Source organism: Vibrio sp. EA2 (assembly GCF_033042495.1).
Classification (GTDB): Bacteria; Pseudomonadota; Gammaproteobacteria; order Enterobacterales; family Vibrionaceae; genus Vibrio.
Map to the genome: position 1 here is coordinate 98,739 of NZ_JAWLID010000001.1, position 21,567 is coordinate 120,305.

Sequence of the window (21,567 nt, forward strand, 5' to 3'; positions counted from 1 at the left end):
AATGAAAACAGTACGGAATTCTATATGTGTTGTGATTGCAGTCGTCTCTATCCTATGGTTTTTAAGTGAGCCACAACTGCTGTCATCGACTCAATTTTTCTATTGGCGCTCAGCGTTGATTCAATACTCTGGTGTGATATCACTCGTTTTAATGTCCATTGCTATGGTGTTAGCGCTACGCCTGCCCGCTGTAGAGGGCTGGGTGAATGGTATGGATAAAGCCTATCGAGTTCATAAGTGGTTGGGTATATCGGGTGCGAGTTTAGGCATAGTGCATTGGCTCTTGTATCAAGTGCCAAAATGGTTAGTCGAGTCGGGAGTCTTAGAAAAGCCCCTTAAACATACAGGCGCTGGGCCATCAGGGAACAATTTAACAGCCTGGGAAGCTTGGATAGTGGATCTACGTGATGTTGGCCTGAGTCTTGGCGAATGGGGTTTCTATTTATTACTAGTGTTAGTGGTCCTTTCCCTCTGGACTGTCGTGAAATATAAACCTTTTAAAATCTCACATCGAATGATGGCAGCTGTCTATTTGATGATTGCCATACATTCAGTTTTACTTATCAAGCGAGCCTATTGGGGTGATCCGATATATTATGTTTCTATCATATTTGCATTATTTGGATCCGCAGCAGCTATCTACAGCTTATGTGGCTTGGTTGGACGGATCAACCGCCACTGCATGAAAGTGAAATCGACGCGCTTTTTCCCACAGGCTCGAGTTATGGAATTGGTTGTCACACCGAATCATTCATGGAAAGGACATAAGGCAGGGCAGTTTGCTTATGTTCGTTTTGGTGACGAAGACCCACACCCGTTTACGATTGCCTCGGCGAACGGTGAACCTGAACTACGATTTTTGATCAAAGAGCTTGGAGATTTTACAACGGGCTTAGCCGAACGAATAAAAGCCGGTGATGAGGTCACTTTGGAAGGACCTTATGGTCGTTTAGAATTTGACGTCACCAAACCTCAAATATGGATTGCTGGTGGTGTTGGTATTGCGGTTTTCTTTGCGATACTTGCTTCATTAAAAGAGCGCAAATCGCATCAGCCAGTGCATCTATTCTATTGTGCGCGTGGATTGGATAGTCATTTAGTGGATGAACTGTGGCACTATGCTCATTGTGCTGAGGTTGAGTTAAGTGTTATTGACACCCAAGTATCGCCAAGACTTAACGCACAACGCATCGTTAAGCAGTGTGGGAACTTGGCTGAATATGAGCTTTATTTCTGCGGGCCAGAGGCGTTTTCTAACGCGTTGAAGGAGCAATTGGCTGAGTATCGATTCGACACTGAACATCACTATCATGAAGAGTTGTTTGTGATGAGGTGAATACCTTAGCCGAAAATGTAACTGGAGCGAGCATCGGCTCCAGTTACATTGGATACAAGCTTATAGTTTTATTTTCTTTACCATGCCTGCTTCTGCATGACCCGGAATGTTACACGCAAACTCAACATCGTTGTCACCGTGGAAATGCCAAAGCAATTGCTTAGCTTTGCCTGGTTCTACCGTGATTGCGTTATCTGAGTCATGCATGTGACTGCCCGTCATGTTCTTCATCATTTCACGGTGCTCCAACTGCTCTTCGGCAGAGCCTATCGTGAACTCATGATTTATTTTACCTGTATTCATCACTACAAATTGAACCACATCATTGGGTTCGATCTTCACCTCTTTTTTAAAGGTGATTTTCATGTCGTCGCTCAAAATAACGTGTACGACTTTGTCGGGTTTTGCGCCATTTGCGGGCATACCGACTGCTGATGTTGCGACCATGCCGCCCATATTAGAGTGATCCATGTTGGAGTGGTCCATTGGCATGCTGTCGTTTTGCGCATGTTCCATAGGCATAGAGCCGTGATCCATGTTGTCATGGTTCATGGTTGAATTATCCATCTGAGCAAATACACTGCCAGAGGCTAAGGTCAGAGCAAGAGTGATCAGTGTCTTTTTCATATCGGTTTCCTTTATCGTCAATGAGGTAGTGCGCTATGGTCATTGGAACCATAGCGCTTTATGTTTATTTCTCTGTGTTTTTGTTAGGTTTTACTTCGCGCTGTTTCCAGAGCATAAAAATCGCTGGCAGTACCAGTAGAGTTAGCAGTAAGGCAGATGCCATACCACCGATCATCGGGGCAGCAATACGTTGCATTACCTGCGAGCCTGTCCCGTCGCCATACATGATTGGAATCAGACCAATAATGACGGTGAGTACGGTCATCATCACTGGACGCACACGTAGACCTGCTCCTTCGCGTATCGCATTAGTCAAATCATCTAAGCGCAGTGGCTGGCGTTTTTCTTCTGCATCCAGTTTTTTGTGGTGCCATGCTTGGTTGAGGTAAACCAGCATAATGACCCCAATCTCAACAGCGACACCCGCAAGGGCAATAAAGCCAACCCCTACCGCAATCGAGAAGTTGTAACTGAGGCTGTACATTAACCACAAACCACCTACCATCGCCAATGGCAGCGTCGCCATGATGATCAAGACTTCTCCGATGCGACGGAAACTGAAGTAGAGCAACATCATGATGATCACTAAAGTGATCGGCACGACCACACTGAGTCGGTCTTTCGCGCGTTCCATGTACTCATATTGACCCGACCAAGCGATAGAATAGCCAGTAGGTAAAACCAGCTGATCCGCGACGGCTTGCTGTGCTTCAATCACGTACGAACCAAGATCTCGTCCGTCGATATCAACAAACACCCAGCCATTTGGACGCGCGTTTTCTGTTTTGATCATCGGTGGACCATCTTCGTAGCGGATATCGGCCACATCAGCGAGTGCGATACGTGCACCGTTTGGTGTTACCAGCGGTAGGTTCTGCAGTTTCACCACCGAATCACGGTAGTCTTGCGGGTAACGAACGTTGATCGGGTAGCGTTCCAGACCTTCGATAGTTTCACCGACATTCATGCCTCCCACTGCGGTGGAAATCACCTGTTGAACATCTTTGATATTCAGACCGTAACGCGCAGCAACACGGCGTTTGATATCGATGGTGACGTAGCGACCGCCAGCAACACGCTCAGCGTAAACCGATGAGGTGCCAGAAACGTTGTTAAGAATTGGCTCTATTTGCGCACCAATTTTCTCGATCTCTTTCAGGTCAGGGCCGGCGATTTTTATCCCGATTGGGGTTTTGATGCCAGTTGCCAGCATGTCGATACGAGTCTTAATCGGCATAACCCAGGCGTTGGTTAATCCAGGGAATTGCACCAGCTGGTCAAACTCTTTACGCAAAGACTCTGTTGTCACGCCTTCACGCCATTCTTCACGCGGTTTAAATTGAATAACCGTTTCGATCATCGTCAGCGGGGCAGGGTCGGTTGCCGTATCCGCGCGACCAATTTTCCCCCAAACCGTTTTCACTTCCGGTACGGTCTTGATCAACTTATTGGTTTGTTGGAGCAATTCACGTGCTTTACCGATAGATATACCCGGATAGGTGGTCGGCATGTACATCAAATCGCCTTCATCCAGAGGCGGAATGAATTCACTGCCCAGTTTACTGGTCGGGTAATAAGCCGATGCCATTAGCCCAAGAGCCAGCACGATCATCGCTTTTGGATATTTCAAACTCAGGTTCAGCAGTGGACGATAAAGTGCCACCAAGCTGCGGTTAACCGGGTTTTTGTGTTCAGGAAGCACCTTACCGCGAATAAAGTAACCCATTAATACTGGCACTAGCGTGATAGCCAAAGCCGCCGCCGAGGCCATCGCGTACGTTTTAGTAAAGGCGAGAGGCGAGAACATTTTGCCTTCTTGCCCTTCCAGCGCGAACACCGGAACAAAGCTCAATGTAATGATGAGGAGCGAGAAGAATAGGGGAGCACCCACTTCTTCGGCTGCTTTACCAATTACCTGCCAACGGTTTTTGTCTGTAAGTGGCGTCCGTTCGATGTGTTTATGGACGTTTTCTATCATCACTATCGCGCCGTCCACCATCGCCCCGATGGCAATAGCTATGCCACCGAGTGACATGATATTGGCATTAATGCCTTGATAGTGCATCACAATAAAGGCAGCCAAAATACCCACTGGCAAGCTAAGAGCAATAACTAAAGAAGAGCGGATATGGAACAAGAACAAGGCACAAACAATCGCTACCACGATGAACTCTTCGGCGAGTTTTTTCCATAGGTTGTCTACTGCTGCGTTGATCAACGTTGAGCGATCGTAAGTTGATACGATTTCTACGCCATCAGGCAGGCTTCGCTGCAAATCATCCAGCTTCTCTTTGACCTTACTGATGACTTCGCTGGCATTTTCACCGTAGCGCATCACAATCACGCCACCGACGGCTTCCCCTTCACCATTTAGCTCAGAGATACCGCGACGCATTTGCGGGCCGAGATTGATGTCTGCGATGTCTCCAAGTAGGAGCGGCGTACCTTTGTCGGTCACTTTGATTGGCAGAGATTCAATGTCTTCGATGCTGGTTAAGTATCCAGTTGTGCGAACCATGTGTTCCGCTTCTGCCACTTCCACAACGGACGCCCCCGTTTCCTGGTTGCCGTTCTGGATAGCCATGTTGACTTGCTGCAGAGTGAGGTTGTAGGCGCGCAGTTTGGCCGGGTCGATCTGGACTTGGTATTGTTTGACCATCCCGCCAACAGTGGCGACCTCAGAAACCCCATCAACCGTTTGAAGTTCGTATTTTAAGAACCAGTCCTGAAAACTACGAAGCTCAGCAAGGTCGTGTTGCCCTGTTTTGTCTTGCAGTACATAGCTGTAAACCCAGCCCACACCTGTCGCGTCCGGACCTAGCGTCGGTTTTGCACTTGGCGGCAATTTCGGTGCTACCTGGCTTAGGTATTCTAAAACACGGGATCTCGCCCAGTACATGTCGGTATCATCATTGAAAATGATGTAAACATACGAATCCCCGAAGAAAGAATAGCCGCGCACTGTTTCTGCGCCCGGAACGGCCAACATCGCTGTGGTAAGCGGGTAAGTGACCTGATCTTCAACGACTTGCGGTGCTTGGCCTGGGTAGCTGGTTTTTATGATCACCTGAACATCAGAAAGATCGGGAATAGCATCAACAGGTGTATTCTTTACGCTGTAAAGCCCTGATAGCACAACCACTAAGGTGGCGATTAACACCATAAAGCGATTGTTGATAGACCAACGGATTATTGCTCCAATCATAGTTAGCCCTCAATCACTTCGAGTTGTTTTAATACGTAGTCAGTGCCTTGCTTCTCGATTAGAAACCGAACTTTTTGGCCTTCCTTGAAACCAGATAAGCTGACTTCGTCACCTACTGTGAAGTTCATTTCACCAGCGTCCCAGTTCCATTCTGCAACAGGCATGTGATTTAGCGTGATCATGCCAAAGTCAGCCATGAGCATACTGATGTCACCCGTTAGCCATACATCGGTAGCGACGACACTGCCATCAGCTTTGTAATCAATAATTTCGTATTGGCCTGAATCGGTTTTCTGCATTTCAAATTCAATGTTTTGACCTTTTTGCAGATCGCCCATTTCCACGCCGTCGGCAAAGGTAAAGTTCATCACCATGCCCGGCCAATCCCATTCCGGTACTGGTTGATGATTGATGGTGAGCATGCGATGGTCTTTCATTACATCGGTAATTTCTCCTTTCGCCCAAGCCGTTTCTGCAGCAGACTCTTGCGGAGCTGAAATACGAGAAAGATCGGCCGTTTGGCTTGATTCTGAGTCCAGCATAAAGTGCGCGGAGGTAACAATACGATCTTCTTGGCTTAGGCCTTCTAATACCTCTGCCCTGTCATCGGCTTCGCGACCGACTTTGATTCGGGTAGAACGGTACTTTCCGTTGCCTTCAGCGAGGACAACTCGGGTCATACCGCCAGAGCGAATAACGGAAGACTTAGGAATAGTCAGTACGGCATCGTCACTGACAGGTTGTAGCGCAATGTTGGCAAACATGTTCGGCTTCAGTTCACCATTAGGATTCGGAAACTTGAGACGCACACGCAGGGTTCGGGTTTTTGGATCAAGAATTGGGTAGACGTAATCAACCGTACCTTGCCAGTTTTTACCCGGAATCGCGTCTAACGTCATGGTTGCGTTGCTACCCGCTTTCATCCAATGAGCCTGACGCTCAAAAACTTCTGCATCAACCCAAACATTATCCAATGGGCCAGCGCTGATAACGGCTTGAGCTGGCGATAAGTAACCACCTTCACGCACATTTAAGCTGGCGATGATGCCATCTTCTGGAGCTTTGACTGCTATGGTTTGGGAGGCTTTACCGCGCTTTGTAATGGCTTGGATTTGCGAGCGATCGACACCGAGTGCCACCAGACGCTCAGTTGCGCCTTTGACTAAGCCACTGCGGCCAGTACGGTACGCGTTTAGCAACTCTTCTTGTGCTTTAACCAGTTCAGGAGAATAGAGCGTAAATAGAACATCTCCTTTTTGGACCTTTTCTCCAACCGCGTTGATGTAGAGTTTTTCAACCCAACCAGCAACACGAACGTTGGTTTGCCACAGCGTACTCTCGTCAAACGCAATATAACCAACGGTTTCAATACGTGGGGATAATTTCTCCAGCGAAACCTCGGCGGTTTTTACCCCCAGGTTGTTTTCTACTGAAGGGTCAATGGTTACGGTACCTGGCTTGTCTTTCTCACCAGCGAGATCTTCTGCATAGACAGGAATCAGGTCCATTCCCATTGGCGATTTTCCTGGCTTATCTCGTTTATAGTTTGGATCCATAGGCGCAACCCAGTAGAGCGGCTCGTTGGAGCTACTTGAAGCGCTATCCTCAGCTGCCATGAGTTCATGAGTGGCCCCCGGGTTTAACTGGCTGATGCCAAACCCTAAGGCACCACCGACTAGCAGGGCGATGGTCGCGATTTTAATAGAATTCGAACTCATTGTTACTTCCTTAATTCCGGGGCTGATACCTGGTAGTCAAAACCACCAAGTAATGTCGCTAAATTGCTATTGACGATATTTAGATCGGTGATCAAGCGCTGCTGTTCTAGTTGAAGTGCTAGTTCGTCAGTGCTCGCCAGGAGCACATCGTTAAACTGCGCGGTGTTATTTTGATAGCCACGCTCGACTGCCCGAATTCGGGCCTTGACTTGAGGAAGTAAAGTCGTTTCATAACGCTCTAAACGTTGACTCAAGTTGCTGCGATCAACCAAAAGCGTGTTCACTTTGGCGTTCATTTGCGTTAGCAATGTATCTTTCTGTGAGCGAGCGGCCCCAACCTGATATTGTGCAGCTGCGAGGTTTTTGTCCTGACGATTGCCAGTAAATAGTGGAATATCCATGGTTAAATAGGCACTCACTAAATCAGACGCTGGTTCACCTCTCATGTTGTTCGCTTGACGATAGGCATACGCGACTTCGACGCCAAACTGTGGGCTATACGCTTGTTCGGCAATCTCTACCTGAGTTTCATTGGTTGAAATGCTGACATCGGCCATTTTCACCATTGGGTGCTGGCTCAAGAGTTGGTAGTGTTTTGTCGCATCACGCCCAGAGGATAGAGTCTGATCCAGCTTATCCCATCTCAGTTGATTACTGACTTGAAGCATTGGGCTACCTTGTTGCGAATTACTGGTCAGCCAGTCAGAGCCTAGCCATTCAGAAAGCTGGGCAACCAAACGTCGCTGCATTTGAGCATTAGCCTGTAACTTTTCATCCAGCTTGCTTACTTGCAGCTGCGCGTTGAGCAAATCCTGAGCCTCGCTTTTGCCAATGGAATAATTGGTCTGAATGAAGTTCTCCATTTCCTTCATTAAGCGGCGGTTTTCTAACATGATCTGTTCAGCTTGTTGTTGATAGCCAAGTTCAAGCCAGAGTTGAGTCATGTTATTCGCTATATCCAGTTCTCTTGCATGCACTTGCAGAGACAGGCCATCCGCTTGCTGATTTGCTTTCTTTTGCCGCAGATCGAGGGTAGAACCGCGTTCAAATTGCTGCATTAGGCCGACGGAAATATTGGTCATCGGGTCTTCGTCGAACTCGAAACTGTCGACAGGTAAGCCGCCGACACCGACTTTCAATTTCGGGTCCATCAGCGTCGCGTTTGCAACACCTGTTTCTCGCATGGCTTCTGATTGAGCGAAGAACTGCTTACGATTTCCATCGTTTTCAAGTGCTATACGAATGAGTCTAGCCAGCTCTTGAGTGGACTGTGCCTGAGAAACTTCGCCCACTTTTTCATGAGATGACGTTTGTGCCATAACATTGAATGCTGGTGAGGCGATCAGAACTAGTGAGCCAATTGCGGCCACTAAGTGTTTTGGGGTGAATTCCATCGTTTTCATCCAAATTAATACCAGGTTCGCTCATCAATGCACAAATGCATGTGAATCGATGCCACAACCGGTAATTGCCGGACGTTTGGAAGAGGTTATTACGTGAGCTCTTTTACGATGCAGGTCAAGTAAGATCGTAAGGAGTCATGAAGTCGACCAATCGCCGGACGCCATTAAACAACCTGCCAGGTTAAGCAGGGTCGAATGTTTTGAATGAATTAAACGATAGGAGGCCGGAATAGATCGTGGCTGACTTGTACGACAGGATCGGTACTTTCAAGTTTGAATGTGGCACGGTAAGCCAACGGAGAAAGTTGATTTTCTGGAACGGGTAAAGAAACAAAAATAAAAGAACAAGAGGTTGTGCAGCAGTTGTGGACCATACCTGAGGTATCAGCGCAGTTTATCGGTAGTTCAGAAGAGGCAGAACTTGTCGACATACTGCTGTTCATGTCCATCATATTGTGGGAACTGCAGTGCTCCTCTTGATTAGTTATTGTCTGATCTGACATCATTTTTAGGCTCATCAACGGAGCACTGTTTACCACGCTAGATACTAAAAGTATTAGCGTTGTCAGTATGCTCAGCCAAATTGTATGCAATGATTTTAGGTGCATACCCGTTCCTGAAAAATGAATATCAATAATTAATTACCCATCGATAGTAAAGGTTACCCTAGGGGCAAAGTCAATAGTTAATATTTGACAATAAATATGTAGTTAGTGAGCATTTTGTCACATGAACTTCCCGCAGTAAGATTTATCCTTAATATATGTAAGGGTTAAATGCTTGCACAGGGTAGCTTATGATTGAAATTGTCATTGACGGGAAGTATCGAATCGTAGAAGAGGGGCTTACTCTTCTTGAAGCAGCAAAAGTGTGCGGAGTGGAAATACCGTCACTTTGCGGAATGAATAAGAGTAATGAAAAAATACCCTGTGACTTGTGTGTCGTTGAGATCGAGAGTGGCGGGACAAAGCGGGCTTGCGAGCTGGAAGTCTATCGGGGGCTGAAGGTGGTGACACAGTCAGATCAACTCAGTGAGCACCGCAGAAAAGCACTTAACCGAATCATGACCGATCACTACGCCGACTGCGAAGCACCGTGTAAAACAGCGTGCCCTGCCGGTGTGGATATTCAGTCTTACCTTTACCATGTTTCGCAAAACGATCACCAAAAAGCGATCGAAGTGATCAAAAAAACGCTGCCAATGCCGTTATCGATCGGGCGTGTTTGCCCGGCATTTTGTGAAAGTGAATGCCGTCGTTCTTTAGTCGATGAGCCTATTGCCATTCGCCAACTTAAGCGTCACGCAGCCGATACCGATTTGGCTTCTTATGACGCTTACGTACCGGAGAAAAAGCCGACCAAGAACCTCAGAATCGCGGTGGTAGGCAGTGGCCCGGGGGGATTGACCACCGGCTATTATCTTTCTAACGAAGGTTATGACGTTACGGTATTTGAGTCGATGCCGAAAGCGGGTGGGTGGCTACGCTATGGCATTCCGGAATATCGCCTGCCAAAAGACATTCTGGATAAAGAAATCGAATTGATGTGTCGCAATGGCATGAAGATTAACACCAATAAAAAGCTTGGCGTGGATTTCACGCTTTCTCAATTAAGTAAAGATTACGACGCAGTTTGTCTGGCTGTCGGAGCTTCTAAAGCGGTCGAGATGGCTTACCCGGGGAGCGATTTAAAAGGCTGTTATCTGGGCGTCGATTATTTGAAAGACTACGTAACCGAAAAAAACTATGTCACTGGCAAAAAAGTAGCCGTTATTGGTGGTGGTAACACCGCGATCGATTGTGCCCGAACCGCAAGACGTGCTGGTGCTGATACGACGTTGATTTACCGTCGAACTCGAGATGAAATGCCAGCAGAAGACTATGAAATTGTTGAAGCTGAGCATGAAGGTGTTAAGTTCCACTTTCTGACTAACCCTGCAGAAAACTTAGCTGATGAAAACGGTCGTGTTAATGCTGTTCGTTTAGAGCGGATGGCACTTGGTGCTCCGGATTCATCAGGACGCCGCAGTCCGAAACCGACAGGGGAGTTCTTTACAGAAGCATTCGATACGGTGATTGCTGCGGTATCACAGAAGCCTGATTTGAGCTTCTTAGACAATGATTCGTTAGAAATACCGCTTACCCGTTGGAACACCTCAGAATCTGATGCACAAACTATGCATACCGGGACGGGGAATATTTTCAGCATTGGTGACTTCCGTCGTGGTCCGGCAACGGCCGTAGAAGCGGTTGGAGATGGGCGAGTAGCGGCGAAAGCGATCGACCTGTTCCTAAACGGAGACATGGCTGATATGCCAACACCGGCTTTTAACTCTCGTAAAGAGCAAAAATTGTCGCAAGTTGATCCGCTTCACTTTGAAAACATCCAAAAATTCGCTCGTACGATCATGCCGGAATTAACCCCTGAGCAGCGTGAGCAGAGTTTTGCCGAAGTTGAGCTCGGATTTGATAATGAAGAGGCAATGAAAGAGGCGGCTCGCTGCCTTGAATGTGGCTGCCAGGCTAATACCGACTGTGCTTTGCGTGATTACTCTACCGAATATCACGCTGAGCAAAAATTTGAGGATGAGCCAAAAACCAAGGCAACGAATTTGGTAGACCATCAGCGGTGGCTCGACCTGCGGGCAAAAGATCTTCGCCATAAATACGAAGTTGACCGAAGTTCGGAGTTTATTGAATTCGATGCCAACCGCTGTATCAGTTGTGGTCAGTGTATTCAGGCGTGTCGAGAGCAAGCTGTGCATGGGGTGCTAAGTTTTGTGACTGATGCTCATGGTCGTCCAGCACTGAGACCAGATGATCGGCCTCGATTCCGTTCAGACAACAAAGAAGGTAAGAACGGCAATTCAACCCTGATGGGTAACTCTAAATGTGTGCAGTGTGGTGCTTGTGTGCAAGCATGCCCAACGGGCGCAATGGTCGATCACCGTGACAAATCACAAGGCCGAACTGACATTTTGAAAGCCGTTGATACTATCTGTACCTATTGTGGTGTCGGATGCAAGTTAACCATGTTTGTTGACGAAGTAGAGAACAAAATTCGCTATGTGAAAGGTGCCGATTCACCAGTGAACCAAGGCATGTTGTGTGTAAAAGGTCGTTTTGGTTTTGATTTTATAGCTAGCGAAGAGCGATTAACCACACCACTTATCCGCAAAGATGGCTGGCTGCAACCAGCAAGTTGGGAAGAGGCTATTCAAGTCGTGGCATCTAAGCTTTCTGCTATTAAGCAGGATTTTGGCAGCAATGCGCTGGCGGGTTTCTCTTCGGCGAAAACCACTAACGAAGATAACTACGCGTTTCAGAAGTTCATTCGTCGTGAGCTCGGTACTAATAACGTGGATCACTGTGCCCGTCTGTGTCATGCGTCGAGTGTGACTGGGCTCGAAGCCTCATTGGGCAGTGGCGCAATGACTAACGATATCCCAAGTATCAAACACTCGGATGTGATCTTTATTATCGGTTCAGACACCACTTCTGCGCACCCAATAATCGCTTCTCATATCAAACAGGCCATCCGTCATCATGGAGCCCGCCTGGTTGTCGCGGATCCAAAACGTGTCGATATTGTTGATCACGCTGAGCTTTATTTGGCCCATCGTCCTGGGACGGATGTGATGTTGCTTAATGGTGTGATGCAGCAAATCATTAAGAACGGCTGGTATGATCAAGAGTACATTGAAGAGCGCGTTGATGGCTTTGATACTTTACTGCAAGAAGTGATGTCACCGGCTTATAACTTGGATAAAGTTGAGCTGGTAACGGGCGTGAAAGCCGACGATATTTTTGCCATGGCGCGTATGATCGGTACCGCTAAACGCACCGCAGTCTATTATTCGATGGGGATTACCCAACACACAACCGGGAATGACAACGTTCGCTCTATAGCAAACCTGCAGCTGCTGTGCGGAAACATTGGTATCGAAGGTGGTGGTATCAATCCTCTACGCGGCCAATCAAACGTGCAAGGGGCGTGTGACATGGGGGCGTTGCCGAACTGCTATCCGGGCTATCAAAAAGTGTATAACCCAATGGTTCGACAGAAGTTCTCGATAGAGTGGAATGCGCCGGACTTGTCGGCTGAACAAGGATTAACGCTGACTGAAATCATCGATGCCGCCTGCAAACGTGATGTTCGGGGCATGTACATCATGGGAGAAAATCCTGTGTTGAGTGACCCAAACCAAGCGCACGTGATTGAAGGCTTAGAGTCTTTAGACTTTTTGGTTGTGCAGGATATCTTCTTGACGGAAACGGCGCAGTACGCCGATGTGGTTTTACCTTCTTGCTCCTTCGCAGAAAAATCGGGCCATTTCACCAATACTGAGCGCCGTGTGCAGCGGGTGAATGCGGTCGTTACAGCACCGGGTGAAGCGAAAGAGGACTGGTGGATCATTCAAGAGTTGGCCAACGCTATGGGCAGTGACTGGCATTATCGTAGCGTGTCAGAGATCACCAGCGAAATTGCTCGTGTCACGCCACAGTATGCGGGCCTGCGTTGGGATGCGATTATACCCAATGGCGTTCAATGGCCGAGCAACAAGAATAATCCGAATGGTACGCGCATCATGCACCAAACTCAGTTCACGCGCGGTAAAGGTCAAATGGTAGGCATCCCGTTCCGTTACGCTGCTGAGTTACCGGATACCGAATATCCGTTAGTACTGACGACTGGTCGTGTCTTAGAGCAATTCCACACGGGAACCATGACACGGAAAACGAAAGGACTTGATAATCTGGCAGGACCGAGAGCCATGATCAGCGTTGAAGATGCTGAAGCTTTAGGGATCAGCAATGGCCAGCGCTTAAAAGTATCGACGCGTCGCGGCCATATTGAGATCGATGCCTTTGTAACGAAAAGAATGCAAAAAGGGGTGGTATTTATTCCTTTCCATTTTGTTGAGTCGCCAGTCAACCGGTTAACCACCACGGCAACGGATCCTCACGCGAAGATCCCTGAATTTAAGGTTGCCGCAGTCAAAGTTGAGATTGTAGAACCCGTTAATGCGTCCAGATTGGTGCCTGAATACCTTCAAACGGAATAACGACATCAGTAACGAGCTTGGTATAAAGCCTAACGAGAACTAAGGGCAGAGAATCTTAATTGGATTCCTGCCCTTTTGTTATGTTGCTGGTCGCGAGATTGTCAGAGAATTGACTGTTTCTGACGCTTCTCTGTTATTCGGGCAAGTTCTATAACCTAAAATTTGCTGAGCTCCTATACTCAGTTTACAACGTGAGTTTTTATAACAACAAGAGGCACTTGCATGACAAGAACAACCTCATTGGCTGTGGTTTTTTTATTGATGTGCGCGTATTTTGGCTATAACCGACTTTACGTCTACCCAAAGCAGTTGGAATCTCAGGCAGAATCAATGTTGCTCAAGATGGCAAATAGAGAAGAATGGCTGGATTCGTTCGAGGTGATGAACAAAGTCGATGCACACAAAGGTTACTTAGAGCTTGCCGCGCAGATTAAATCTTCCGATGGGAGTCGAGCCTACAGTGAAGGGTTTATCACGTATAGTGATCGTCAAGGCATGGTTTGCAAAGAGGTGGTGTTTACTTTTAAGATTGACTCTTTCAATAACTACACCATTTCCAAATTACGTGACTGCTCTATGGGTGAGTACTATTGATAACGCTAGATCCAGAGTTAATCGAGCGACTTCTTAAACCTGAGCGAAGAGACCAATAGGCCTAAGATCGTAAATCCAACTAGCCATAACGTATCTCGCCATAAATCGAATAAGTCCGCACCTCGTAGCACAATTCCTCGAATCATTCGCATGAAATGGGTGGCGGGAAGCACTTCCGATATCCATTGTGCCGCCACTGGCATTCCTTCATAGGGGAACATAAAACCAGACAGCAGAATGGATGGCAGCAGAATAAACACCGTCATCTGCATTGCCTGAAGTTGTGTTTGGGCAATAGTAGATATCATCAGCCCGAGCGTTAAGCTAGCCGCAATAAAGAGCAATGTCCCAAACAGCATTTGACTGATGGCGCCGTTAATCGGAACGCCAAATATCCAGTGGCCTAAACCTAAAATAATAAATACTTGAATTAAGCCAACGAAGATATACGGAATTATTTTCGCAATCATCAACTCAATTGAATGGATCGGTGTGGTGATGAGAAGTTCTAAATTCCCGCGCTCTCGCTCCCGAACAATCGCGGCACTGGTAAATAAGATCATCGTCATGGTGAGGATCACACCGAGTAAACCCGGAACAATATTGACAGCGGAACGTCGACTTGGGTTGTAGTAGAGGGCAACTTCAAAGGTTTTACTTGGTCTGGATCGGATTTCGAAGTCAAAATCAGTCAGAGGCATGGTTTGCAGTGACAAGATTGCAGAGCTGATCATGGTGTCGGAACCATCGACTATCCATTGGCCCAGTTCGCGTCCTTGCATCATGCGTTGCGGAAGATCGCTGGGCAAAATTAACACCGCACGCACCAGGCCATCTTGAATGGCTTGTTCTGCTTCTTGTGCGGTTGCATAGGTTTCTTTGATATCGACAACCTGGGTGATTTCGACGGATTGAGTAATGATACGCCCGGCCGTACTGCCACTTTGATCGACGACGCCAACCGGAATGTTGCGTATGTCAGTATTGATCGCGAACCCGAACAGCAACAACTGAATCAGCGGGATCATCACCACCATGCCAAAGGTTATCCTATCTCGGGAAAGTTGGCGAATTTCCTTGATCATCACGGCTTTCATTCGGGCTATTGGCTTGATCATTGGCGACCTTTCCCTGTTACAGTGACGAAGACATCTTCCAGACTTGGTCGTGCGTGGTTCATTTCGGCATTTTTCAGTTCTGGAAATGTCTGTTTCAGCCAATCAATCGGGTGCGCTATGTGCTGGTGGATGAGGATACGTAAACGAATACCCAACTGGGCTGCAGAACGAACCTCTTCACGCTGAATTAGCTTCTCTTTCAACTCACGCAGTTTGTCGGCTTTTACTTCAATAATGTTTACCCCCATGTTTGCCATCAGCGTTTCAGGTTCGCCGTCGGCACGAATTTCACCAGACTCCATGATGGCGAGGCGATGACAACGTTCTGCTTCGTCCATGTAATGTGTGGTCACCAAAATGGTTGTACCTTTGTCACTTAGGTCAAATAGTTGCTCCCAAAACTCACGTCGGTTTTCCGGATCGACGGCTGAGGTTGGTTCATCAAGAAACAGAAGCTCGGGGTTATGCATGGTTGCAGCAGCAAGTGACAGGCGTTGTTTTTGACCACCGCTCATACCGCTGACACGATGTTTACGCAGTTGATCCAAACCGTACGTTTTTAACTGCTCTTCAATCCTAGTTTTGAGGGCTTTGCTACTTAAGCCAAATATCTGGCCAATAAACTCCAGATTTTCTTGTACCGAAAGATCGTCATAGAGTGAAAATTTTTGTGTCATGTAGCCGATCTTAAGCCGCAGCATTTCAGACTGTTTGGGAATTTCCAGTCCGAGAACGTCGACACTGCCTTCTGTGGGACTAAGCAATCCGGTCAGTACTCGAATAGTGGTCGATTTGCCACAGCCATTTGGGCCTAAAAAGCCATAGATAGAGCCTTTGGGAACCTTTAATGTGATCTGGTCTATGGCGGTAAAACTACCGAATTTTTTGACCACATTCTCGGCCTGAATGGCGTATTCCGTCATGGTATCACTCCACCAGATCAACTTGAGCAGGGATACCGGAAGGCAGTGATTTTGCCGAGTCAGGCAAATCGACTTCAGCCAGGTACATCAAACGGGAACGTTCTTCCTCTGTTAGTGCGAAATAAGGTGTAAATGATGGTTCAGTGGCCACCCAACGTACGGTTCCCTGCAAAGGACTATCTAGCCCGTCGACGTTAACTGTGACGGTTTTGCCCGGAACAAAACTAAGGCGGAATTTGGCTGGCACGTACACTCGGGCATAGGGAACTCTACTTGCTTGTATGACGGCAACAATACCATTCAACGGTACTCGTTCACCCAGGTTGTAGGGTAGGTTATCCAATGTACCGTCACGAGTGGCGGTAATGGTTAGCTCCGCCAGTTTTTGTTCCTGAAGTGCCACGTCTGCTTTAGCGGCCATTAATGCTGCTTTAGCTTGTTCGATGTCTTCAGGCCGAGACCCGGCAGTGAGCTTACTGAATTCTTCTTTAACGGAGTTGAGTTCAGCGCGAGCGGAATCCCGAGCTGCCAGTGCTGAGTCTTTTTCGGATTGGCTGATGAGTTTTTTGCGCACCAGTTCGGCTTTACGTTGGTAGTTTTTTTGTGCTTCGGTGAGCTGTGCTTCTGCTCGTGCTACTTTTGCTGAGGCTGCTGCGATGTCTTCTGGTCGCTCGCCGTTAGTGAGCTTCAACAGGTAAGCTTCGGCTTTGGCTTGCTCTGCTCGCGTATGGGCGAGGACCGCTTGCTGGTTTTTGGTATCCAACTGTACCAGAACCTCACCTTCATTGACTTGGCTACCTTCTCTAACAGGGAGAGCACGGATGATCTCGTTTGAAGTCGCAGTGAAGGTTACGCGGTCACGCTCTAGTGTGCCGAGCGCTTGATGCGTGTTGTCTTTTGAGCATGCCGTCAGTAGAGCAATAAGTATGGCACCAAAGATGATTCGCTTCATAATGCGTTGCTTCCCTGAAAGACGTTTTGACAAGTAACTTTGATACGCTGGAGTCACTGGCGGTACATATCAACCTTATCATTCCACCAATGACCAAGCTTTACTACAGCTTAGCATGTAATTTAGAAACTAATCTTTTTAAATAGAGAGACTTAGACTCTAAACTTTCTTGCTGAGTTATTGATTGGAAGAATCGAGAGCAAGATCGGGTTTAGTACTTCTATAAGATGTATACGTAACTGTAGAAAGTGTGATAGAGAGATTTTCGAGTGGGTAGGTTTAAACAACAAAGCCCAACTGCAATTGGGCTTGTTTGGGATAATTAGTGAAGTGAACTTAAACGAAAACTTTCCCTTTCAGGTACATTACCCCATCACCAGACACGTTGACGCGGTCGTCGCATACTTGACAATGTAATACGCCGCCACGCGAAGAGGCTTGATAGGCGACAAGCGAAGATTTACCAAGCTCCTCAGCCCAAAATGGCGCGAGTCCGGCGTGAATTGAACCCGTTACCGGATCCTCATCACCGCCATTTGCTGGCCAAAAGTAGCGCGAGACAAAATCATAGTCAGAGCCACTTGCCGTGACGACGACGTCATAAGGCGCAAGTTGTTTGAGTTGATCAGATTGGTATTGAACGTCTAACACTTCCTGCTGGTCTTCTACGATGACAAAGTAAGCTTGGGGGCTGAGTAACACTCGCTCGACTTTGCAACTCAATCCCTCTATCAGTTCTTTTGGAACTACACTGACTGGTTGAGGTGGTCGTACTGGGAAGGTCATCTCAATCTTGCCTTGAGCATTTTTAACGACACTTAGCTTACCGACTTCTAATGTGTGAAACTCGATAGTGCCTTCAACATTGAGCTGGTCAAAAAGAACCTTGGACGACGCGAGTGTCGCATGACCACAGAAGTCAATTTCTGTAATAGGAGAAAACCAACGAATTTCGTACTGGTTGTCGCCGATGGGTTTGATGAATGCTGTTTCAGAGAGATTGTTCTCTGCGGCGATGTTTTGCATGAGCTCTGGTGCTAACCATTCAGTGACAGGAACGACGGCAGCCGAGTTACCTTTGAATTGTGCATCTGTGAATGCGTCTACCACGTATATATCTAGTTCCATTTACTTTCCCTTTTCTGAGCTCAATCGAAGTGACATAGCCACTATACGCAAACGCCTTCCGGTTAGGGAAGGCGCTTTGAACGATATTAAATTAACTTTTGCAATCAGGCTGTGTATTTAGCTTTCATTCTGAGCGCGACGTTAACCAAAGCGATTAACACCGGAACCTCAATCAGCGGACCTATCACACCAGCAAATGCTTGGTCTGAATTTAAGCCAAACACCGCGATAGAAACGGCGATAGCGAGCTCGAAGTTATTGCCAGTTGCGGTGAAAGCGATAGAGGCATTTTTGTCGTAAGGTAGGCCGATCTTCTTACCAATAAAGAAGCTGACAAAAAACATCAATACGAAGTAAATAGCCAGTGGAATTGCCACTCGGAATACATCCATCGGCAGATCTAAAATCATTTCACCTTTCAAGCTGAACATCAGCACGATAGTCGCAAGTAGCGCGATTAAGGTGATGGGTGAGATTCGTGGGATGAACTCATCTTTGTACCATTGTTCTCCCTTGGCTGCGACTAGCCACTTACGGCTCAGAAAGCCAGCAAGGAAAGGGATTCCAAGATAAATTAATACGCTTTCTGCGATATCGCCCATAGAGATATCAACGACGAAACCTTCATAGCCAAAATAAGGTGGCAGCACGGTGATAAATAGCCACGCCATCACACTGTAAGTCAGAATTTGAAACGCACTGTTTAAAGCAACCAAAGCAGCGCCATATTCTTTATTACCACCACCGATATCATTCCATACCAGTACCATAGCGATGCAACGAGCAAGGCCGATGAGGATGATACCCACCATGTAACCAGGGTGATCACCAAGGAATGTCAAAGCCAGGATGAACATGAGAATCGGACCAACCACCCAGTTCATTATCAACGAAAGTGTGATGGCTTTTTTATCTCTGGTCACCGTGCCTAACAAGCCATAGTCCACTTTAGCCAGTGGTGGGTACATCATTAGGATCAAGCCAATAGCCAGAGGTACGTTTGTGCTGCCGACCGACATGGCTTCGTTCCATTGGGCGACTTGCGGGAAAACGGCACCGATACCTACACCAATTGCCATTGCGACAAAGATCCAAATCGTTAAGTATCGATCAAGAAAGCTCATTTTATTACTAGCACTGGGTAAAACTTCGGTGGTCATCGTGACTTCCTCGTTTATCGTCGAAAGACGATTGTTGGGTTTGCTCTTACTCAACTAGCGTGTAAGGGCGGGTAATTAGTTAAACAGGTTAGAAAACGCAGAGTTGAAACTATCCAGAGCTTTGCGCTGAATACGATAGCAAACTTTTGGTGGATTCGGCTCTGCAGTAATAAAGCCTGCTTGCTTAAGAATTCGCAAGTGTTCTGAAACGGTTGATTGAGCAAGTCCCAGTTCAGAGACCAGATCACTATTCAAACAGTCATCCATAGTATCGAGCTTATGAAGAATATGCAGGATGCGTAAACGAGCAGGGTGAGCCAAAGCTTTTGCCTGCGCTGCCAAGGTTTTTTCTTTGTTAAGTTGTTGCTCAGTCGGTTCGAAAGAAACCTGACACGCGTTTGCGCATTTGTTACTCATTGGTCAGTCTTTATAGTTAATCGTCGAATTACGATTAAGTTTACGTGGTACAAGTGGGTTATGCAAGCCGTTCTCATGAATAGAAAGCATGCAGAAACAGAACACAGTGCCTAAACAGATGTGATTAGCGTTAGCCTGTGCCTCGCTTATCAGACGCTACAACGGTGACTCAACAACCACGTATTTACGTTGATCCCGTAGAGGGAGAAACCAAGTGTTCTGATACTGAAAGTAAGTTTGTCCGTTCACCACGACGGTCTTCTTCGTGCTGGGTAGAGAATCGACGATCTCTCCTGTCTTGTATGGGCTGGATGAATTCGCTGAATTTTGTGTGTTTGTCGTTCCACTAGACGCTGAAGAAAGCACGACATCATTACTATCTATAACGGTATAATTTCCCGCTGGTGGACTCTCAACATACACATAGCGATCGCCACTTTTCCGATAATAGGCATCCTGAATAATAGCGTAAGTAATACCAGCAAAAATTGCGAAGGTCGCGATATCGACTAAGTCTCGGTGATAGTAATAATAATGGCCACGATAAGGTGGATAGCGATAACCGCTACGCACATAGATATAAGTTGAGTGATGTTTAGGCGGCCTGATCACCACTGGAGGTCTATGATAGCTCGGTGGACGGTGATAGCTTGGAGGCCGATGATAATTTGGTGGTCTGCTCACATTTGGAGGACGATGGTAGTTTGGTGGTCTATGCTGAGACGGTGGGTGAGTTGGTTTAACCGGGCGTTGAACCGGTCGGGTCTGATGCTTGTTACCTGGTTGAGTTATAGGGCGTACTGAAGGTTCGTTGTTCGGCTTAGCCGACACCGAATTGCTGCCGATAAGGAACAGCGTTAAGGCTGAAACAACCCATCTGATAATTAAGCCGTTTTTCATAAAATGTCTCCGCAACATATTGGAGAGCAGGCGTACTCATACCTAATTATAACAGAGCATCAGGCTTAGGAAGTATTCTTACGTTGCTCGAGTACGAGAGATAAAAGACGTACCAATAAGGATTGAGCTTCAGGCGATAGTAAACGTGCGATTGAGGCGAGGTCATGTTCTGTAACATGTTCCACGCCCCTGACATCGAGAGCGATATCAAGGTCAGTGAGTTGCAGCGATCTTAAAATTGAACGGTATTGAGAAAGTTTGAGATCGGATTCACCTCGTTCAATTCTTTGATAGGTTTTAACGCTCATCCCCGCCATTTTGGCGATTTGTTCGCGGGAAAAGCCAAGCTCTTTACGTCTTTTGATCAGTGCTTCGATAATAGGGTCGATATGCATAGCTCTTCCTGAGTGGACAGTTTTGACCTGAATAAAGCAAGAAGTGGACCCGTTTAACCAGGAACTCTTTATCTTGTTAATCATTAGGTATATGAATAGCGACCTAAAAAATACATATATTTCAGTTGGCTAAAAAAAATGGAAAATGAACAAGCATATAATTCAACTGTGATCGACGTGTCGACTCGCAAAATGCAACGCATTATAGATAAGTTACGTAGTGAAATAGCCGCTAAGCAGCATACATCGGTAGAGAGCGTTGTGGCATTGACGCGTGAATCTCAGCTGAGGTTAATGAACTACAAGGAACTCTATTTACATCGAGAGTCGATTGGCGACGACGAATTGAAAGCGCTTTATAAAAATATGAGCGAAATTGAAAAAGTGATTGCTGACGAGGGCGTTCAGACTCTGACGTATATGATACAAGCTTTGGATGAAAGTTGGTGATGTACGGCAGAATAAGCTAAAACGCTTCTTTTCCTTAAAGCTTGGGTTTATAGCCTGGGAAAATGAAAAATGCTGGGGGAACCGAGCCCAGCATTTCGCCACTGAGTTACCAAATTTTCGAACCGTAACACAGTGTTTAGAGGTATCTGAACCGAGTGGTATCGGTACGCAGCGAA

Annotated in this window: 16 protein-coding genes and 1 pseudogene; 4 read left to right on the forward strand and 13 right to left on the reverse strand. The window is 46.9% G+C overall.

The features are described 5' to 3' along the window. The first annotated feature begins 1 nt into the window (after position 1). Complete coding sequence (locus RXX31_RS00445; protein WP_317587138.1) at positions 2–1,336, forward strand: ferric reductase-like transmembrane domain-containing protein; 1,335 nt, start codon at positions 2–4, stop codon at positions 1,334–1,336. A gap of 60 nt (positions 1,337–1,396) precedes the next feature. Here RXX31_RS00445 and copI read toward each other — a convergent pair whose 3' ends face one another. The 5 genes and pseudogenes from copI to RXX31_RS24785 form a co-directional block, all read right to left on the reverse strand. Then, positions 1,397–1,963: a copper-resistant cuproprotein CopI gene (gene copI / locus RXX31_RS00450; protein ID WP_317587139.1), complete on the reverse strand. Its 567-nt coding sequence runs from the start codon at positions 1,961–1,963 to the stop codon at positions 1,397–1,399. A 64-nt stretch (positions 1,964–2,027) separates the two neighbouring features. Further along, the gene (locus RXX31_RS00455; RefSeq protein ID WP_020335332.1) at positions 2,028–5,168 is read right to left on the reverse strand and encodes an efflux RND transporter permease subunit; all 3,141 of its coding nucleotides are present in this window, start codon (positions 5,166–5,168) and stop codon (positions 2,028–2,030) included. A gap of 2 nt (positions 5,169–5,170) precedes the next feature. Further along, entirely contained in the window at positions 5,171–6,886 is a 1,716-nt protein-coding gene (locus RXX31_RS00460; protein ID WP_317587140.1) for an efflux RND transporter periplasmic adaptor subunit, read from the reverse strand. Between the two features lie 2 nt (positions 6,887–6,888). Beyond that, positions 6,889–8,163, reverse strand: a pseudogene (locus RXX31_RS00465) (TolC family protein); the annotation flags it as partial. 335 nt (positions 8,164–8,498) lie between these two features. After that, the gene (locus tag RXX31_RS24785; RefSeq protein WP_411197957.1) at positions 8,499–8,720 is read right to left on the reverse strand and encodes a hypothetical protein; all 222 of its coding nucleotides are present in this window, start codon (positions 8,718–8,720) and stop codon (positions 8,499–8,501) included. Between the two features lie 365 nt (positions 8,721–9,085). On the opposite strand from RXX31_RS24785, the gene fdhF reads away from it, so the two are divergent. Beyond that, positions 9,086–13,354: a formate dehydrogenase subunit alpha gene (gene fdhF / locus RXX31_RS00475; RefSeq protein WP_317587143.1), complete on the forward strand. Its 4,269-nt coding sequence runs from the start codon at positions 9,086–9,088 to the stop codon at positions 13,352–13,354. Positions 13,355–13,576: 222 nt separating this feature from the next. After that, positions 13,577–13,948 carry a hypothetical protein gene (locus tag RXX31_RS00480; RefSeq protein ID WP_317587144.1) on the forward strand — a complete coding sequence of 124 codons (372 nt, stop codon included), beginning with the start codon at positions 13,577–13,579 and terminating at the stop codon, positions 13,946–13,948. A 17-nt stretch (positions 13,949–13,965) separates the two neighbouring features. On the opposite strand, the gene RXX31_RS00485 is transcribed toward RXX31_RS00480, so the two are convergent. The 8 genes from RXX31_RS00485 to RXX31_RS00520 form a co-directional block, all read right to left on the reverse strand. Next, a complete protein-coding gene (locus RXX31_RS00485; protein ID WP_317587145.1) occupies positions 13,966–15,066 on the reverse strand; it encodes an ABC transporter permease in 1,101 nt (366 codons plus the stop codon). Then, positions 15,063–15,989, reverse strand: coding sequence for an ABC transporter ATP-binding protein (locus RXX31_RS00490; protein WP_317587146.1), 927 nt, complete (start codon positions 15,987–15,989; stop codon positions 15,063–15,065). Before RXX31_RS00490 ends, RXX31_RS00485 begins: the two co-directional genes overlap by 4 nt. Positions 15,990–15,993: 4 nt before the next feature. Next, entirely contained in the window at positions 15,994–16,941 is a 948-nt protein-coding gene (locus RXX31_RS00495) for an HlyD family secretion protein (protein ID WP_317587147.1), read from the reverse strand. Between the two features lie 336 nt (positions 16,942–17,277). Next, positions 17,278–18,069, reverse strand: coding sequence for a PhzF family phenazine biosynthesis protein (locus RXX31_RS00500; RefSeq protein ID WP_317587148.1), 792 nt, complete (start codon positions 18,067–18,069; stop codon positions 17,278–17,280). A gap of 104 nt (positions 18,070–18,173) precedes the next feature. Continuing rightward, the gene (arsB, locus tag RXX31_RS00505) at positions 18,174–19,229 is read right to left on the reverse strand and encodes an ACR3 family arsenite efflux transporter (RefSeq protein WP_317587149.1); all 1,056 of its coding nucleotides are present in this window, start codon (positions 19,227–19,229) and stop codon (positions 18,174–18,176) included. A gap of 75 nt (positions 19,230–19,304) precedes the next feature. Next, a complete protein-coding gene (locus RXX31_RS00510; RefSeq protein ID WP_317587150.1) occupies positions 19,305–19,646 on the reverse strand; it encodes a winged helix-turn-helix domain-containing protein in 342 nt (113 codons plus the stop codon). 156 nt (positions 19,647–19,802) lie between these two features. After that, positions 19,803–20,546 carry a hypothetical protein gene (locus tag RXX31_RS00515; RefSeq protein WP_317587151.1) on the reverse strand — a complete coding sequence of 248 codons (744 nt, stop codon included), beginning with the start codon at positions 20,544–20,546 and terminating at the stop codon, positions 19,803–19,805. A 65-nt stretch (positions 20,547–20,611) separates the two neighbouring features. Further along, positions 20,612–20,941: a helix-turn-helix domain-containing protein gene (locus RXX31_RS00520; protein WP_317587152.1), complete on the reverse strand. Its 330-nt coding sequence runs from the start codon at positions 20,939–20,941 to the stop codon at positions 20,612–20,614. 138 nt (positions 20,942–21,079) lie between these two features. Between RXX31_RS00520 and RXX31_RS00525 the strand changes: the two genes are divergently transcribed. Next, positions 21,080–21,391, forward strand: coding sequence for a hypothetical protein (locus RXX31_RS00525; protein ID WP_317587153.1), 312 nt, complete (start codon positions 21,080–21,082; stop codon positions 21,389–21,391). The last annotated feature ends 176 nt before the right edge of the window (positions 21,392–21,567 follow it).

What these genes read in the sequence shown, in the direction of transcription:
- RXX31_RS00445 (WP_317587138.1), top strand. Translation starts at nt 2, where the DNA reads ATGAAAACAGTACGGAATTCTATATGTGTTGTGATTGCAGTCGTCTCT.
- copI (WP_317587139.1), bottom strand. Translation starts at nt 1,963, where the DNA reads ATGAAAAAGACACTGATCACTCTTGCTCTGACCTTAGCCTCTGGCAGT.
- RXX31_RS00455 (WP_020335332.1), bottom strand. Translation starts at nt 5,168, where the DNA reads ATGATTGGAGCAATAATCCGTTGGTCTATCAACAATCGCTTTATGGTG.
- RXX31_RS00460 (WP_317587140.1), bottom strand. Translation starts at nt 6,886, where the DNA reads ATGAGTTCGAATTCTATTAAAATCGCGACCATCGCCCTGCTAGTCGGT.
- RXX31_RS24785 (WP_411197957.1), bottom strand. Translation starts at nt 8,720, where the DNA reads ATGTCGACAAGTTCTGCCTCTTCTGAACTACCGATAAACTGCGCTGAT.
- fdhF (WP_317587143.1), top strand. Translation starts at nt 9,086, where the DNA reads ATGATTGAAATTGTCATTGACGGGAAGTATCGAATCGTAGAAGAGGGG.
- RXX31_RS00480 (WP_317587144.1), top strand. Translation starts at nt 13,577, where the DNA reads ATGACAAGAACAACCTCATTGGCTGTGGTTTTTTTATTGATGTGCGCG.
- RXX31_RS00485 (WP_317587145.1), bottom strand. Translation starts at nt 15,066, where the DNA reads ATGATCAAGCCAATAGCCCGAATGAAAGCCGTGATGATCAAGGAAATT.
- RXX31_RS00490 (WP_317587146.1), bottom strand. Translation starts at nt 15,989, where the DNA reads ATGACGGAATACGCCATTCAGGCCGAGAATGTGGTCAAAAAATTCGGT.
- RXX31_RS00495 (WP_317587147.1), bottom strand. Translation starts at nt 16,941, where the DNA reads ATGAAGCGAATCATCTTTGGTGCCATACTTATTGCTCTACTGACGGCA.
- RXX31_RS00500 (WP_317587148.1), bottom strand. Translation starts at nt 18,069, where the DNA reads ATGGAACTAGATATATACGTGGTAGACGCATTCACAGATGCACAATTC.
- arsB (WP_317587149.1), bottom strand. Translation starts at nt 19,229, where the DNA reads ATGACCACCGAAGTTTTACCCAGTGCTAGTAATAAAATGAGCTTTCTT.
- RXX31_RS00510 (WP_317587150.1), bottom strand. Translation starts at nt 19,646, where the DNA reads ATGAGTAACAAATGCGCAAACGCGTGTCAGGTTTCTTTCGAACCGACT.
- RXX31_RS00515 (WP_317587151.1), bottom strand. Translation starts at nt 20,546, where the DNA reads ATGAAAAACGGCTTAATTATCAGATGGGTTGTTTCAGCCTTAACGCTG.
- RXX31_RS00520 (WP_317587152.1), bottom strand. Translation starts at nt 20,941, where the DNA reads ATGCATATCGACCCTATTATCGAAGCACTGATCAAAAGACGTAAAGAG.
- RXX31_RS00525 (WP_317587153.1), top strand. Translation starts at nt 21,080, where the DNA reads ATGGAAAATGAACAAGCATATAATTCAACTGTGATCGACGTGTCGACT.